Annotated in this window: 12 protein-coding genes and 1 other RNA gene; 7 read left to right on the top strand and 6 right to left on the bottom strand. The window is 64.0% G+C overall.

Annotated features, from left to right (window positions below; all coding sequences use genetic code 11):
* Nucleotides 1–69: 69 nt before the first annotated feature.
* The 5 genes from BSY17_RS19615 to BSY17_RS19595 form a co-directional block, all read right to left on the bottom strand.
* Complete coding sequence (locus BSY17_RS19615; RefSeq protein WP_069066730.1) at nt 70–1,251, bottom strand: molybdopterin molybdotransferase MoeA; 1,182 nt, start codon at nt 1,249–1,251, stop codon at nt 70–72.
* Entirely contained in the window at nt 1,248–1,718 is a 471-nt protein-coding gene (gene moaC, locus BSY17_RS19610) for a cyclic pyranopterin monophosphate synthase MoaC (protein WP_069066729.1), read from the bottom strand. Before moaC ends, BSY17_RS19615 begins: the two co-directional genes overlap by 4 nt.
* Nucleotides 1,715–2,506, bottom strand: coding sequence for an indole-3-glycerol phosphate synthase TrpC (trpC, locus tag BSY17_RS19605; protein WP_069066728.1), 792 nt, complete (start codon nt 2,504–2,506; stop codon nt 1,715–1,717). The genes moaC and trpC overlap by 4 nt, the downstream gene beginning before the upstream one ends.
* On the bottom strand, nt 2,503–3,495 hold the full coding sequence (gene trpD, locus BSY17_RS19600) for an anthranilate phosphoribosyltransferase (protein WP_069066727.1): 993 nt from the start codon (nt 3,493–3,495) through the stop codon (nt 2,503–2,505). Before trpD ends, trpC begins: the two co-directional genes overlap by 4 nt.
* A gap of 159 nt (nt 3,496–3,654) precedes the next feature.
* Nucleotides 3,655–4,245: an anthranilate synthase component II gene (locus BSY17_RS19595; RefSeq protein WP_069066726.1), complete on the bottom strand. Its 591-nt coding sequence runs from the start codon at nt 4,243–4,245 to the stop codon at nt 3,655–3,657.
* Between the two features lie 256 nt (nt 4,246–4,501).
* Between BSY17_RS19595 and BSY17_RS19590 the strand changes: the two genes are divergently transcribed.
* The 5 genes from BSY17_RS19590 to BSY17_RS19570 all read left to right on the top strand — a co-directional run bounded on the left by BSY17_RS19590 (nt 4,502) and on the right by BSY17_RS19570 (nt 10,437).
* Complete coding sequence (locus tag BSY17_RS19590; RefSeq protein ID WP_037477557.1) at nt 4,502–4,735, top strand: hypothetical protein; 234 nt, start codon at nt 4,502–4,504, stop codon at nt 4,733–4,735.
* A 31-nt stretch (nt 4,736–4,766) separates the two neighbouring features.
* Nucleotides 4,767–5,121: a transfer-messenger RNA gene (gene ssrA / locus BSY17_RS19585) on the top strand.
* A 294-nt stretch (nt 5,122–5,415) separates the two neighbouring features.
* On the top strand, nt 5,416–5,799 hold the full coding sequence (locus BSY17_RS19580; protein WP_069066725.1) for a hypothetical protein: 384 nt from the start codon (nt 5,416–5,418) through the stop codon (nt 5,797–5,799).
* A gap of 280 nt (nt 5,800–6,079) precedes the next feature.
* Nucleotides 6,080–7,675, top strand: a complete 1,596-nt coding sequence (locus BSY17_RS19575) for a hypothetical protein (RefSeq protein WP_069066724.1) — start codon at nt 6,080–6,082, stop codon at nt 7,673–7,675.
* A gap of 92 nt (nt 7,676–7,767) precedes the next feature.
* Nucleotides 7,768–10,437, top strand: a complete 2,670-nt coding sequence (locus tag BSY17_RS19570; protein WP_037477551.1) for a TonB-dependent receptor domain-containing protein — start codon at nt 7,768–7,770, stop codon at nt 10,435–10,437.
* A 112-nt stretch (nt 10,438–10,549) separates the two neighbouring features.
* Here the strand turns inward: BSY17_RS19570 and BSY17_RS19565 are convergent, their stop codons facing one another.
* A complete protein-coding gene (locus BSY17_RS19565) occupies nt 10,550–11,197 on the bottom strand; it encodes a prolyl hydroxylase family protein (protein ID WP_069066723.1) in 648 nt (215 codons plus the stop codon).
* Between the two features lie 180 nt (nt 11,198–11,377).
* On the opposite strand from BSY17_RS19565, the gene BSY17_RS19560 reads away from it, so the two are divergent.
* Nucleotides 11,378–12,226 (top strand): type II secretion system protein N, encoded by an 849-nt coding sequence (locus BSY17_RS19560; protein ID WP_069066722.1) that lies wholly within the window; start codon nt 11,378–11,380, stop codon nt 12,224–12,226.
* On the top strand, nt 12,223–14,421 hold the full coding sequence (gspD, locus tag BSY17_RS19555; RefSeq protein WP_037477545.1) for a type II secretion system secretin GspD: 2,199 nt from the start codon (nt 12,223–12,225) through the stop codon (nt 14,419–14,421). The genes BSY17_RS19560 and gspD overlap by 4 nt, the downstream gene beginning before the upstream one ends.
* Nucleotides 14,422–14,436 lie beyond the last annotated feature (15 nt).

Raw genomic sequence — 14,436 nt, 5'->3', positions numbered from 1 at the left:
TGCGGTCCTCCGTGGAACGTATAAGGAACGCATAGGAAACAGATGAAGGTTAGTCAAGCGCCGGGTGGATCAGGGCAGGGGCAGAATTTGCACTGTGTCGCCGATGGCCGCCGGGGGGGAAGCGGCGGGGCGGCGGATCAGACAGTCGGCCAGCGCCATGGCGGCGGTGGCGGCGCTGTCTTGCGAGGTGACCGAGACGATGCCGCCATCGCTGCGGAAGGCGCGGAGATAATCGTCGCGGTCGCCGGTGGCGGGGAGGGGGGAAGCGAGGCGGGCTTCGTGAAGGGGGGGGAGCGGAGCGCTTGCTCCTGCCATATGGCGGACCAGGGGCAGCAGGAAGAGGGTGCCGGTCACGAAGGCCGAGACGGGGTTGCCGGGCAGGCCCAGGAACAGGGCCTCGCCGAGGCGTCCGGCCATTAGCGGCTTGCCAGGGCGCATGGCGATCTTCCAGAAATCGAGCGTACCGCCCGCTTGCGCGAAGGCGGGGCGAACCATGTCATGATCGCCGACCGATGCGCCGCCGGTCGAGACGATGATGTCGGCCTGGCGCGCGCGATCGAGCGCTGTGACCATGGCGTCGAGATCGTCCGGCACGATGCCGAGGTCGATGACGTCGCAGGGCAAAGCGGCCAGCATCGCGGCGAGCATGGGGGCGTTGGACGAAGGGAGAGCGCCCGGCGGGGTTGGTGCGCCGGGCGGCACCAATTCGTCGCCGGTCGAGAGCAGCGCGACTTTGAGCCGCTGTCCGACGGGCAGGTGGCCATGGCCGCCCAGCACGGCCAGCGCGATCTGGGTCGGGCCTAATCGCGAGCCTGCTTTGAGCAGGGGCGCGCCCAGCGCGAAGTCCGACGCGGCGGGGCGGACGTGGCGGCCGGAGGGAAGCGGGTCGGCGGTGGCGGTGAAACTGTCGCCGTGGCGGGTCGCATTTTCCTGAATCAGGATGGCGTCGGCCCCTTCGGGCAAGGGCGCACCGGTGAAGATGCGGCAGGCGTCGCCCGGCGCGAGCGGGGGCGGGGGTGTGCCGCCTGCGCTGCTGGTCGTGGTCACGCGCCAGGGGCCGGGCGCTTCGGCGGCGCGTACGGCATAGCCGTCCATGGCGCTGAGGTCGGCCCAGGGCTGGGCGCGCTGCGCGAGGATATCGCGGGCGAGCCAGCGTCCGGCGCAGGCCATAACCGGCACGTCTTCTGCGGGCAGCCGGTTGGCCAGCGCGAACAAGCGGGCTTGCGCCTCCGCAACCGGCAGCAGGCTCATGGCCTGTGCCAGTCGCCCGACTTGCCGCCGGTCTTGCTGAGCAAGCGGACGCCGTCGATGACCATCGCCTTGTCGATCGCCTTGGCCATATCGTAGATGGTGAGCAGGGCGACGGAGGCGGCGGTGAGCGCTTCCATCTCGACGCCGGTCTGGCCTGCGGTGCGGGCGGTGGCGGTGACGCGGACGCCGGTGTCGTCCAGGTCGAAATCGATCGTCACGGCGCTGAGTGCGATCGGGTGGCAGAGCGGGATGAGATCGGCGGTGCGCTTGGCGGCCATGATGCCCGCGACCCGTGCGACGGCGAGAACGTCGCCCTTCTTGACCAGGCCCGCGAGGATGGCGGCGGCGGCCTCCTCGCTCATGTCGATCCGTCCGTCCGCGACAGCTTCGCGCGCGGTCATGGCCTTGGCCGACACATCGACCATGCGGGCTGCGCCGTCGGGGTCGAGATGGGTGAGATCGCTCATGCGCCGGTCAGCAGATGGCGGGTGGCGGCTTCGACATCGGCCTGCCGCATCAATGTTTCCCCGACGAGGAAGCAACGCACGCCATGGTCGGCCATGGCGGTGAGGTCGGCATGGCCAGTGAGGCCGCTTTCGGCGACGAAGGTGCAGCCTTCGGGGGCTTTGCCCACCAGTTCATAGGTGCGGGCGAAGTCGACGGTGAAATCGCGCAGGTCGCGATTATTGACGCCGATCAGGCGTGAGCGGAGCTTCAACGCGCGGTCGAGTTCGGCTTCGTCATGCACTTCTATGAGTGCGTCCATCCCAAGGCCGAGCGCGGTATCCTCGATCTCCGCCATCTGGCCGTCGTCCAGGGCAGCGACGATGATGAGGATAGCGTCGGCGCCGAGCGCCCGGCTTTCGAGGATTTGCCAGGGATCGACGATGAAATCCTTGCGCAGCACCGGCAGCGCGCAGGCAGACCGGGCAGCCATCAGATAGTCATCATGGCCCTGAAAATAGGGTTCGTCGGTCAGCACCGACAGACAGGCCGCACCGCCCGCCGCATAGGCCTGGGCATGGGCGGGGGGATCGAAATCTTCACGGATCATGCCCTTGGACGGGCTGGCCTTCTTGACCTCCGCAATCAGGCCGAAGCCGGAGCGGGCGGCATCGTCGAGTGCCTTGCGGAAGCCGCGCGGGGGCGTCTGTTCGCTGGCGCGGGCGTGCAGCGCGGCGATGCTGGTTGCGGCTTTGCGCCGGGCGACATCTTCGCGCTTAAAATCGCAAATCTCGATCAGCTTGTTGGTCATGTATAGGCAATCCAGCAATTGAGCAGGGCGTTGGCGAGGCCACGGTCGATCGTCTCGGCGGCTTCCTCGACGCCTTCGCGAAGGTCAGCAACGGCGTCCGCGACGACAAAGGCGGCGGCGGCGTTGAGCAGCACCGCGTCGCGATAGGGGCCGGTTTCGCCCTGGAGCAGCGCGCGCAGGGCGGCGGCGTTATGGGCCGCATCGCCGCCGCGTATGGCTTCGACCGGGTGGGTGGACAGGCCAAGTTCTGCGGCGGTGATGCGGTGCATCGCGATCAGGCGATGACCCGTGACTTCGGCCATGTCGTTGCCGCCCGCGAGCGAGAGTTCGTCCAGTCCTTCGTCGCCGGACACGATCATCGCCCGGTCGACGCCCAGTTCGGCAAGCGCCTCCGCATAGATGGGCACATAGGCCGGGCGGGCGATGCCGACGAGCTGGCGGCGGACCCCTGCCGGGTTAGCCAGCGGTCCCATCAGGTTGAAGATGGTGCGTTCACCGATCGCCTTGCGGATGGGGCCAAGGCGCTTGAGCGCGGGATGGTAGTTTTGCGCGAAAAGGAAGCCGATGCCCAAGTCCGCGAGCGTCGCTTCGGCGGTGGTGGCGGCATGGTCGAGATTCAGGCCCAGCGCTTCGAGCGTGTCGGCTGCCCCGGCCTTGGAGGAGGCCGCGCGGTTGCCATGTTTGGCGACCGGCACGCCAGCGGCGGCGACCACCAGCGACACGGCGGTCGAGACGTTGAGCGTATGATGGCCATCGCCGCCGGTGCCGCAGACGTCGATGGCTCCGGCGGGAGCCGTCACCGGGATCATGCGGGCGCGCATGGCGCGGGCGGCGGCGGCGATCTCGATCGCGCTTTCGCCGCGGCGGGCCATGGTGACGAGGAAGGTCGCGATCTCCGTTTCCGGCAGGTCCGCATCGAACAGCAGGTCGAAGGCGATGGCGGCAGCCTGCGCGTCGAGCGGCGAGGAGGGGTCGGGCAGGCGGGTCATGACGCTTCGCCTTAGTCGTGACAGGGCCGGTAAGTCGAGAGGCCGTTAGGGCTTAACTTCGCACTTTTCCCGCACAATTTGAAATATGATTTCCTATTGCCGACAGATTAGGAAAGTGACTGGCGCAGCATAGCAAAGCCCATCCCGATAGGACAGGCGTCAGGCGGATTCGCGCGTCTTCACCTTCATGCCGGCGATCCGCATGAAATTGGCCAGCATGTCGTGACCATGTTCGGTCGCGATGCTTTCAGGGTGGAACTGGACCGAGTGGATCGGCAGGGTCGCGTGGCGGAAGCCCATGACCGAGCCATCTTCGCTGGTCGCGTTGACCACCAGTTCGGCGGGAATATCCTCGACAATCAGCGAGTGGTAGCGGGTGGCGGTGAAGGGCGAGGGGATGCCCGCAAAAAGCCCGGTGCCGTCATGGGTGACGGGGGAGGTCTTGCCGTGCATCAAACCACCACGCACGACCTTGCCGCCGAAATGCTGGCCGATCGCCTGATGGCCAAGGCACACGCCAAGCAAAGGCGCGCCCGCATCGGCGCAAGCGGCGACGAGGTCGAGGCTGACGCCCGCTTCGTTGGGCGTACAGGGGCCGGGCGAGAGCAGGAAGGCCTTGGCGCCGCTGGAGAGGGCCTGGCCCGCCGAAATGGCGTCGTTGCGGACGACTTCGACCCGCGCGCCCAGTTCCATCAGATAATGGACCAGGTTCCAGGTGAAGCTGTCATAATTGTCGATGACGAGGATCATGGGGACAAGGCTATAGGGCGGTCTGCGGACGAGGGGAAGCGGTCGCATGCCCCGGTTCGATAAGAAATATCGCAGCCGAAACATCGGGACAAAAGGGCGTTGCGCCTGCTATGGGCAGCCATCGACGCGAACCCTGCCTGCAAGCATTCGCGTGACCGAGAGACGATCGCGCTCCCGCTTGCCAGCAAGGAGCGACCCTCTTGGGCGATCTCAACCATTATATAGGCTGTCGCACTGGTTCGAAGGACCAGTGCATATGAGCCGCGCCATCAATATCAAGGCGGAACTGGCCGACGTCAAAGCCATGTGCGAACGCCACACTCTCGCGATTTCGACCATCGAGGCGCTGCCGGCCGGGGGCACGCGGGTCGTGATGCTGAACCCTGACGGGGCCGAGCGGTTGCGGACGCTGATGAAGGGCAAGCTGATCGATACGCCGGTGGTGCGGTCGTCCCTGTTCCTGGCGCGGCAGCCGCGGTCGGCGGGCTGATGGAGTCCGTCGGCGCGCAACGCTGACGGAACATCTTGAAAAGCCGTGCGGGCACGCGCATATAGAGCGTGCCGGGTTCGCCCGGCTATGGTGATAAATTGTGTCGTATAATAGACGCAGCGGACCCGGGGGCAGTACCCGGCGGTTCCACCACATATCCCGATGGGCTTCATGCCCGGCGGGATGTCTGACGGGGCCGAACTAGGATCGACGTGTGTTCAAAGGCGATGTTTTTACCCGGCCCGTGTAAGCCGTTAAACTGTGCAAAACTCACAAGTGCCAACGATAACGAAGCACTCGCCATTGCAGCGTAACTGAGGGCCTCACGGCCTGACGTTACCCTAAAATAGCGCGGTTGAACCCACCGGGCAACAGAAGGGAATTCAGCGGCCTCCGGGAGGGCCGGGCAACAGAACCTCCCGGACCTTATTCCCTGACATCGTTGTTCTTGGCTTCGCGTGCGATCTTCGCCGGAGCCTTACCCGCGACTCACGTCGCGAATCGATGGACATGAACCTGTCCTTTCGATTACGCTTTTATGACAGTGGGATGAAATATTCATAAGCTGCTGTTTTTACGTGAAACAAATTTGTTTCATCGAAAATGCGCACTCTTGCGTCCATGTCATCTAAATGAAATACTCCTGGCTATAGTAAGAAGTTTTTTTCAGGAGAATTGGGATGAAGACGGTAGCGGTAATGATGGGTTTTGCGCTGGCTTGTGTCGCGCCGGGCATGGCTCAGGCCGCACCGGACGAGGTCGTCGTCGTGGGCGTGCCCGATGGCCGCCTGGCCGCAGGATCGCTGATGCGCGGCGATTTCGATAAGGCTGCGCGCCGGCTGAACGCGGTTCGCCCCGATGCGGCGAGCGATCCGGCTCGACTGATCAACCTTGGTCACGCTTATCTCGGCATGGGTCGCGTCGCCGACGCGCATGATGCCTATAAGAGCGCCCGCTTTGCGCCCGAATCCGTGCTGGTGCTGGCCAATGGCGAAGAAGCGTCTTCGCGCGACATTGCGCGCCGCGCGATGGGGCGGTTGCAAACCAGCTACGCCATGCGCTGATTATTCAACCTTTGCATTCATGTGCATAATATAGGGTCAGGGTGTCGCTCATAAGGGCGGCACCCTGACCCTTGTCGTTGTGCCAACTGTCATCATAGTGACATGTGAGTCATATAATCGTCATATAAATGACGCTCCAGTGTCATGGAATGCCAACAAGCCTGTCACGTCCCGCGCCTAATTGCCCTGCTTGAGGGTGACAGGGGGCGTTATCCGATTCGATTTTCCCCTGCGCTCCGCATCCTGAACATATCCCGGCAGCAGCCGGAGCGGAGACGACATGGCCAAGATTAACCGTATCCAAACGATCCTGATGGCGAGCTGCGCTTGCGTCGGTCTGAGCGCTTGCGGCGCAGACGACATCTCCTCGCCCGGCGAAGGCACTATCGTCATTCCCGCGCCAACGCCAACGCCGACGCCAACCCCCACGCCAACGCCGACCCCCACGCCGACCGGCGTGACCCCGGCGGCGGAATGCCCCAACATCTCCGGTTCGGCTGACCTGACCGCGCGCGGCACCATTTCGGACAAGAACGGCAACACCTGGCTGAACTGTGGTTTCCCGACCCGCTTTACGGAAAGCACCACCTTGCCGAAGGTTGCCGGTGTTCTTTACTCGCTCCCCGGCCGTGTCGATGTCGGCACCGACCAGGGTGCCGCCAGCACCAACACCGAAGTCACGCTGAACATCGAGCCCGGCGTTGTCGTGTTTGCGACCACGGGTGCGGCCTATCTGGCCGTCAACCGCGGCAACAAGATCAATGCTGTTGGCACGCCATCGCAGCCGATCATCTTCACCAGCGAATCGAACGTCCTGGGCAACGCCGACGATCAGACGTCACAGCAGTGGGGCGGCGTCGTGCTGCTTGGCCGTGCGCGGATCACCGATTGCATCGCGCCTGCAGCAGCGGCCGGCACGGTCGCGTGCGAACGTGACACAGAAGGCAGCAGCGGCGCTCTGTATGGCGGCGCCAACGATGCCGACAATTCGGGTCGCATGTCCTATGTGCAGATCCGCTATTCGGGCTTCGCGCTCGCCGGTGGCAGCGAATTGCAGGGTCTGACCCCTTCGGGCGTCGGCAGCGGCACGCAGCTTGACCACATCCAGGTTCACAACAGCTCGGACGATGGCATCGAAGCCTTCGGCGGCAACGTCCACTTCAAGCATCTGGTGTTGACCGGCAACGAAGACGATAACTTCGACTCCGACGTCGGCTATCGCGGCACCGTGCAATATGTCATCAGCGCCCAGCGCGCTGGCAACGACATTGGTGACGGCTTCCTCGAAACCGACTCCAACGGTGGTTCGGCCGCGAATAATGGCGAAGATGCGCTGCCGCGTCAGTATCTGAAGATGGCGAACTTCACCTACATCCACCGTTCGACCACGGGCAGCAACGGTGCGGCCATGCTGCTGCGCGGCGGTGCGGACCTGACGCTGGCCAACGGCATCATCGTTGCGCCGACCAACAGCTGCCTGCGTATCGACAGCACGACCACGACCCGCGACGCCGACACGGCGCTGCAGGACGCGGGCAAGCCGCGCTACATCTCGGTTGTGATGCAGTGCAACAGCACGCCGTTCAAGGGCAGCCGTGGCGTCGATGCCGCCGCCGTCCAGTCGATCTTCGAAGCCGGTGCAAACAGCACGATCAGCTACACGCCGTCGCTGACCAGCCTGTTCATCAACGGTGCGACCGAAACGGCCCGCACCGCGATCGACCCCAAGACGCTCGACGCAGCGTTCGACACCACCAACTATATCGGTGCGGTCAAGGACAGCAGCGACACCTGGTATGCCGGTTGGACCTGCAACTCGGTGACCGCCAGCTTCGGCAGCACCAGCGGTAACTGCACCGCCATTCCGACGACCTGATCGGACCCACGACCTCAACAGGGGCGGGGGAGCGTGCATTTGCGCTTCCCCGCCTTCTTTTGCACTGCATATCCCAAAGGGGGACATTTAGCATGTCGAAGCCGCTCAGCCTGGCGCGCCTGCTCCTGATTTCATCCGCTCTGGTCGCGCCTGCGGCCATGGCGCAAATCGACGCCGGTGGTGCCGTGTCGCCCGCCGCTGCCCAAGAAGACGCGCAGCAGGACGGGGTCGATGTGTCGATCCCTGGTGCCGACATCGTCGTCACCGGCCGTCGTACCAGCAATGTGTCGCAGGCCGCGCCGCAGGTGGTGAACGTACTGTCCGCCGCCGACATCCGCCGCACGGGCGAAGGCGATATCGCCGGTTCGCTCCAGCGCGTGACGGGCCTGTCGGTCGTGTCGGGCGGCTATGTCTATGTCCGTGGTCTTGGCGATCGCTATTCGCTCGCCCTGCTCAACGGCTCGCCGCTGCCAAGCCCCGAACCCTTGAAGCGCGTCGTTCCGCTCGACATTTTCCCGACCAGCGTGATCGCTTCGACGCTGGTGCAGAAGACCTATTCGGTCAACTTCCCCGGCGAATTCGGCGGCGGCGTCATCAACCTGACGACCAAGGCCATTCCGAGCGAAAGCTATCTGGAAATCGGCGTCGGCAGCTCGGCCAATACCGAAACGTCGGGCCAGATGGGCTATACCCATTATGGGGCCAAGTCCGACTGGACCGGTTTCGACGACAGCTCGCGCGATGTACCGCCGCTGCTTCAGCAGGCAATCAATAGCGGCGTGCCATTCCCGAATCTCAGCCGGGCCGAACAGCAGGCCATTTCGATGCAGTTCCTGAACTCCGCCACGTCGGTCGTTCAGCGGACCAACAGCGCGCCCTTCAACTTTTCGGGCTCGATCAACGGCGGCACCGCAGTCGATGTCGGCAGCGACGGACGGTTGGGTGTGATCGCGACCGCGTCGTACAGCAACAAGTGGCGCACCCGCGAAAACCTGCAGCAGGCGTCGCTGGACGTCGCGGCCGGTGCGGGCCGCAGCTATAATCAGGTCAGCACTGACAATGAAATCACGGTCAACGGCCTCGTCGGCTTCGGACTGGAACTGGGCGACCAGAAGCTGCGCTGGACCAACCTCTATATTCGCGACACGTTGAAGCGCAGCGCGCTGGCGATCGGTCAGAATGATGGCACCATCCAGGAAGCCGACTTCCTGCAGCAGAATACCGCCTGGTATGAGCGGCAGTTGATCGACACGCAGTTGGTCGGTGAGTTCAAGCTGTCCGATGCGCTCAGCCTCGACATGCGCGGCGGCTTTGCCAATTCGCAGCGGGAAGCGCCCTATGAGCGCGAGTTCGTCTATGTTCGCACCAACCGCGATCTGGCCATCGATCCGGTCGGTGACCGTTTCGTCAATGCGCTCAACCGTCAACGCGGCGATGCGTCGGTCACGTTCAGCGACCTCAACGAAGATCTGTGGTTCGCGGGCGTCGATTTGAGCTACAAGATCGCACCGGGCTTCTCGCTGACGGCAGGCTATGCCTTCAACGATACCAAGCGTCGGTCGTCGCGTTACGAACTGCACTTCGATGCGGTGAACCTGCCGATCCCCGTGCAGCAATTGCGTCCCGACTTCCTGCTGTCGGATGCGTCGATCCAGCTCTATGATATCGGCTTGCTGGAATTTTCGGGCAACTACCCCGTTTATGACGCAGCGCTGCGGACCCATGCCGGCTATGGCCAGGTGCAGGCGGAACTGTTCCCCGGCCTGTCGATCAACGCCGGTGTTCGCTACGAAAAGGGCGATATGTCGGTAACCGGCGTGGACGTCTACAGCACGGGCCTGACGCCGTTCAACGAGATCCGCAACGATTATTGGCTGCCAGCCGTGACGGTTACGGTTGAAGCGGCCAGGGGTCTGCAGTTGCGCGCCAGTGCGTCCAAGACGATTGCCCGGCCGCAATTCCGCGAATTGATTGCCCAGCCTTATCTCGACACCGAATCCAACCGTTTCTTCCGCGGCAACCCCTTCTTGCAGGACAGCGAGTTGTGGAACGCCGACGTTCGGGCGGAATGGTATATGGGACGTGACGAGCGGATTACGGTTGCGGCTTTCTACAAGAAGATCGACAATCCGATCGAAACCTACACCACGATCACCGACACCTATAATGTCACCACCAGCTTTGCCAATGCGCCCGAAGCGACGCTCTATGGCGCCGAGTTGGAAGTGCAGAAATATATCCCGCTCGACGGCTGGTCGGATTCGTCCTTCTTCCAGAGTCGCCGCATCGTGCTGATCGGCAACTACACCTACACCCAGTCGGAACTGAAGGTGCAGGATGGCGATACGACCATCCCCTACACCTACACCGTGGGTGATCCGCCAGCCGCGTCCGACTTCTTCCTCGACGGCGTGCCGTTGACGGGTCAGTCGGACCATCTGGTCAACCTGCAGATCGGCCTGGAAGACACGGACAAGCTGTCGCAGCAGACGCTCTTGCTGACCTATGCCAGCGACCGCGTGACCAGCCGTGGTCCCAACCTGCAGCCGGACATCAAGGAACGGCCGGGCGTACAACTCGACTTCGTGGCACGGCAGGGCGTCAAGCTGCCGGGCGGCATCAACAGCGAGTTCAAGTTCGAAGCCCGCAACATATTGGGCCGCAAGTTCCAGGAGTTCCAGGAACAGGACGGTAACCGCGTCTATTATAACCGTTACAAGATCGGCACCACGATTGCCGCGTCGATGACGGTGGCATTCTGATATAAGCCAAGGGGCCGCCTGCACGCGGCCCTGCGGTTTGCCAAGCGACCGGCTCGTTTCGTGCGAGCCGGTCGTTTTGCGTCTGGACGCTTATGGCGGTCCTCGCATCCGTTCAGCCCCAGGGCTTTTCGCGATACCATTTGGTGATGACTTGCTTGACGCCGCTGCGCACCTTCATGCCGTGATGGATGCTGGCGGGGTTCGGCTGACCGGGTGCCAGACGGTTGTTCCATGCGAGCAGTTTGCCGGTCTGGGGCTGGACCGTCTTGCCGATCTTAGTGAAGCGGGTCGCGCCGCCGGCGGTCGGTTCGTTGAGATAGACCATCAAGGTCCAGGTGCGATTGCCAGCGACCGAGCAATAGGTCGCATAGTCCGCGCCCTTGGGGTCGAAATAATCGGTGTGCGCCTTGAATTCCTGCCCGACATCATAGCGCTGCCCCTGGATCGGTTCGCCATAGGCGGTCGCGATCCCGGCAAAGGCGTCGAGCCGGGCGTTGATGGCCGCGACGAACGGGTCGCCGTGATCGAGGTCGCAGGTTTCGCTGGTGCGGAAATAGCCATCGCCATTGGCGTCGGCGATGGTGGAGGGGCGACGCTGGGCGTCGATTCGCTCGATCAACGCGGCGCAATCCTGCGCAGAGAGAAAATCGCGCAGGATGAACAGGGTGAGTTCCTTGTTCGGCACGCGCTGCACGCGGGCGTGCGCGCCGATCCAGGCGGGATCGCCGTCGGCGGCGGCGGTGATGGTCTGGTCCGTCATGGTCGGTCCTGCAATGGCGGTCGGATGCGGTAAAGACGCCGCCGTTGCTATCGTTCAGCCGCCAAAATGCAAGCGATGTGCGTGCCTGCCATCATGTCATATTACAGTCATATAAACGTCATCTTGCCGTAAGAAGAAATGCCTAGCAGGCTCCCATATCAAAGGGGGCTTCATCAGATCATGCGAGTGCCGTTCGGCCAGACTGTGCGCGGGTGGAGCGAGCGTAGACCGCGGGGCTTGCCGCCGTTTGACGGTTGGCGCCTGTTGGAGCGCGGCCTGTTGATGCTGCTCGCGTTGCAATTGGTGCGGCTCGTCTGGGCGGTCGTGGTGCCGGTCGGCAGCTTCGGCCCATGGGAGGGCCGCCAGGCGCAAATCCTGTCGCCCAGCGCGCGGCAGGCGTTGTTCGCGTCCTTCGACCCCTTCTTCCGCAGCGATGCGCCAACGCCGTCGGGCGATGGCGTGGTCACGTCGCTGGCGCTCACCCTTTATGGCGTGCGCGTCAATGAAGGATCGGGGCTGGGCTCGGCCATCATCGCGTCGCCGGATGGCGTGCAGAACAGCTTTGCCGTGGGCGACGAAATCATGCCCGGCGTGGTGTTGAAGGCTGTCGCGTTCGACCATGTGACGATCGACCGGGGCGGGGCGGAAGAGCAGATTTTCATCGATCAATCGACCCCGGCACCTGCCGCCGCGCCCGAAGGTGGCGCGCCTTCGGCCGCCCCGTCTCCGGGCGAAGGGGCGATTGCGCCGATCGGCTCCGGGCCTACGGCGGATAGCTTGAAGCGCGACATCGGCTTTGCGCCCCGGATGCAGAATGGCCGGGTTACGGGCCTGGCGGTGAGTGCCAAGGGGCCGGGCTTTGCCAGCGCCGGTTTCCGCCCCGGCGACATCGTCACCCAGATCAACGGTCAGCCGATCGGCGACCTGCAATCCATCCAGAACCAGATCGCGCCCGGTGCGCGCCTGTCCCTGACCGTGGAGCGCGGCGCTGCCGTCGCCTCCGTCAATTTGATCGTGCAAGGCCAATGACCCGCAAACTCCTCCATACCGCCGCCCTTGCCCTCGCGCTGGCGACGCCGATCGCCGCGCCGCTGATGGCGCAGCAGACGCTCAACGTCCGCGATGCCGACATCCGCGCCTTCATTCAGGACGCGGCGCGGGTGACGGGGCGCACCTTCATCATCGACAATCGGGTGCAGGGGAAGGTGTCGGTCGTGACCGACCGGCCGCTGTCGCGTTCCGAATATTTCGAGATCGTGCTGTCCACGCTGCGCGCCAATGGGCTGGTTGCGGTGCCCGCACCGGGCGGTGCCTATCGCATCCAGCCCGCCGATGGCGCGTCGGGCCAACCGAGTAGCGTCGGCCGGGGTGCCAGCCGCAACAGCTTCGTGACCGAGGTGTTCCGCCTGCGCTCGATCGATGCGGCGAGCGCGTTGGAAACGCTGCGCCCGCTCGTCAGCAAGGAGGGGTCGGTCACGGCCAATCGTGCGGGCAACAGTGTGGTGGTCGCGGACTATGCCGATAATATCGCCCGCATCCGCCAGGTGATCGCGCGGGTCGATCGCGACACGTCGGCAACGCAGATGGTGATGCTGAAAAATGCCGGTGCGCGCGAGATTGCGACGTCACTGCAGGCGTTGGTCGCGAGCAGCGGTGGCGGGGAGAATGCGGTGGCTTCGGCCGCTACCGTGGTGCCGATCGATAGCAGCAACGCGATTGCCATCCGGGGCGATGCCAATACCGTCGCCCGCCTCTCTGCCATGGCGCGTCAGCTCGACCAGCAGGCCGCGAGCGGCACCGAAATCCGCGTCTATTGGCTGGAACATGCCGATGCCGAAAAGCTGTTGCCGGTGTTGCAACAGTTGGTGGGGCAGTCGACCAATCAGCCGGTAACCGCCTCCACGCCAGCGGCGGGCGGCAGCGCCGCGCCCGCTGCGCAGGCTGCGGCCCCGGTTGCGGCTGCGTCTTCGGGTTCCTCCAGTGGGAGTGGCATTTCGACCCGTGGTCCGGCGATCGTCACCCGTTACGAAGGCGCGAACGCGATTATCGTTGCGGCCAATAGCGATGTGCAGCGAATGCTGGGCGAGACGATCCGCCAGATCGACACGCGCCGCGAACAGGTGCTGGTGGAGGCGATCATCGTCGAGATCAGCGATGCGGCGGCCAAGAAGCTCGGCGTACAATTCCTGCTCGGCAGCACTTCGACCGGCTTTGCTGCCTCCAACTATTCCAACGCATCGCCCAATTTGCTGACACTGGCGGGAGCCTATGGCGCGACCCAGCTGGGTACGACGACAACGACTGTGGTCGCGCCCGACGGCACGCGGACCACGACCGAGGTGCAGAATAGCGGCGACCTGGCCAGCACCTTGCAGCAGGCGGCGATCAACAGCCTGACCAGTGCGACCGGGGCGATCGCGGGCCTTGGTGGGAGCATCGGCAAGAATGGCATTTTCGGCGCGATCATCAATGCGGTGAAGTCCGATACGGAGAGCAACCTGCTGTCCACGCCATCGGTGATGACGCTCGATAATCAGAAGGCGTCGATTTTGGTCGGGCAGCAGGTGCCGGTGACGACCGGCGAGGCGCTGAGCCAGAATTTCGATAACCAGTTCCGCACCGTCCAGCGGCAGGATGTCGGCATCAAGCTGGAAGTGAAGCCGCAGATCAATACGGGCGGCGCGATCAAACTGTTCCTGCGGCAGGAAGTGTCGAGCGTCGCCGGGCCGGTGAGCAATTCGAGCAGCGACCTCATCATCAACAAGCGTGAGATCGAGACCACGGTCACGGTCGATGATGGCGAGATATTGGCGCTGGGCGGCTTGCTCGACGATAATGAACGCAAGACGATCGAGCGGATTCCGCTGCTGTCGGACATTCCGGGTCTGGGCGAATTGTTCAAGTCGCGCAGCCGCAGCCGGACCAAGACGAACCTGATGGTGTTCATCCGCCCGACCATATTGCGGTCGAAGGAGGATGCGCAGAAGCTGACGCAGCAGCGCTATGGCTATGTCCGGGGGATGCAGCTGCAGCGTAACCCGGACATGGAGCCGACCATCGATGAGCTGGTCCGCGACTATATGGGCGCGACACCGCCGTTGCCGCCGCAGCCGACCGATGCCGTGGTGGCCCCTGCGCAGCCGGAAGTGATCGAGCCGATCGTGCGGCAGTCGAGCGGCGTGGTGCGGCCGGTGGATCTGCCCCCAAGCGGAGGTCAGCAGTGAGCGACACGGGTTCAG

This window comes from Sphingobium sp. RAC03 (assembly GCF_001713415.1).
Lineage (GTDB): Bacteria > Pseudomonadota > Alphaproteobacteria > Sphingomonadales > Sphingomonadaceae > Sphingobium.
The sequence above is the reverse complement of the archived record's forward strand: the minus strand, read 5'-3'. Positions and strand labels throughout refer to the sequence as shown.

Excerpts from the sequence above, each read along its gene's own strand:
- BSY17_RS19615 (WP_069066730.1), bottom strand. The coding sequence starts at position 1,251 with ATGAGCCTGCTGCCGGTTGCGGAGGCGCAAGCCCGCTTGTTCGCGCTG.
- moaC (WP_069066729.1), bottom strand. The coding sequence starts at position 1,718 with ATGAGCGATCTCACCCATCTCGACCCCGACGGCGCAGCCCGCATGGTC.
- trpC (WP_069066728.1), bottom strand. The coding sequence starts at position 2,506 with ATGACCAACAAGCTGATCGAGATTTGCGATTTTAAGCGCGAAGATGTC.
- trpD (WP_069066727.1), bottom strand. The coding sequence starts at position 3,495 with ATGACCCGCCTGCCCGACCCCTCCTCGCCGCTCGACGCGCAGGCTGCC.
- BSY17_RS19595 (WP_069066726.1), bottom strand. The coding sequence starts at position 4,245 with ATGATCCTCGTCATCGACAATTATGACAGCTTCACCTGGAACCTGGTC.
- BSY17_RS19590 (WP_037477557.1), top strand. The coding sequence starts at position 4,502 with ATGAGCCGCGCCATCAATATCAAGGCGGAACTGGCCGACGTCAAAGCC.
- BSY17_RS19580 (WP_069066725.1), top strand. The coding sequence starts at position 5,416 with ATGAAGACGGTAGCGGTAATGATGGGTTTTGCGCTGGCTTGTGTCGCG.
- BSY17_RS19575 (WP_069066724.1), top strand. The coding sequence starts at position 6,080 with ATGGCCAAGATTAACCGTATCCAAACGATCCTGATGGCGAGCTGCGCT.
- BSY17_RS19570 (WP_037477551.1), top strand. The coding sequence starts at position 7,768 with ATGTCGAAGCCGCTCAGCCTGGCGCGCCTGCTCCTGATTTCATCCGCT.
- BSY17_RS19565 (WP_069066723.1), bottom strand. The coding sequence starts at position 11,197 with ATGACGGACCAGACCATCACCGCCGCCGCCGACGGCGATCCCGCCTGG.
- BSY17_RS19560 (WP_069066722.1), top strand. The coding sequence starts at position 11,378 with ATGCGAGTGCCGTTCGGCCAGACTGTGCGCGGGTGGAGCGAGCGTAGA.
- gspD (WP_037477545.1), top strand. The coding sequence starts at position 12,223 with ATGACCCGCAAACTCCTCCATACCGCCGCCCTTGCCCTCGCGCTGGCG.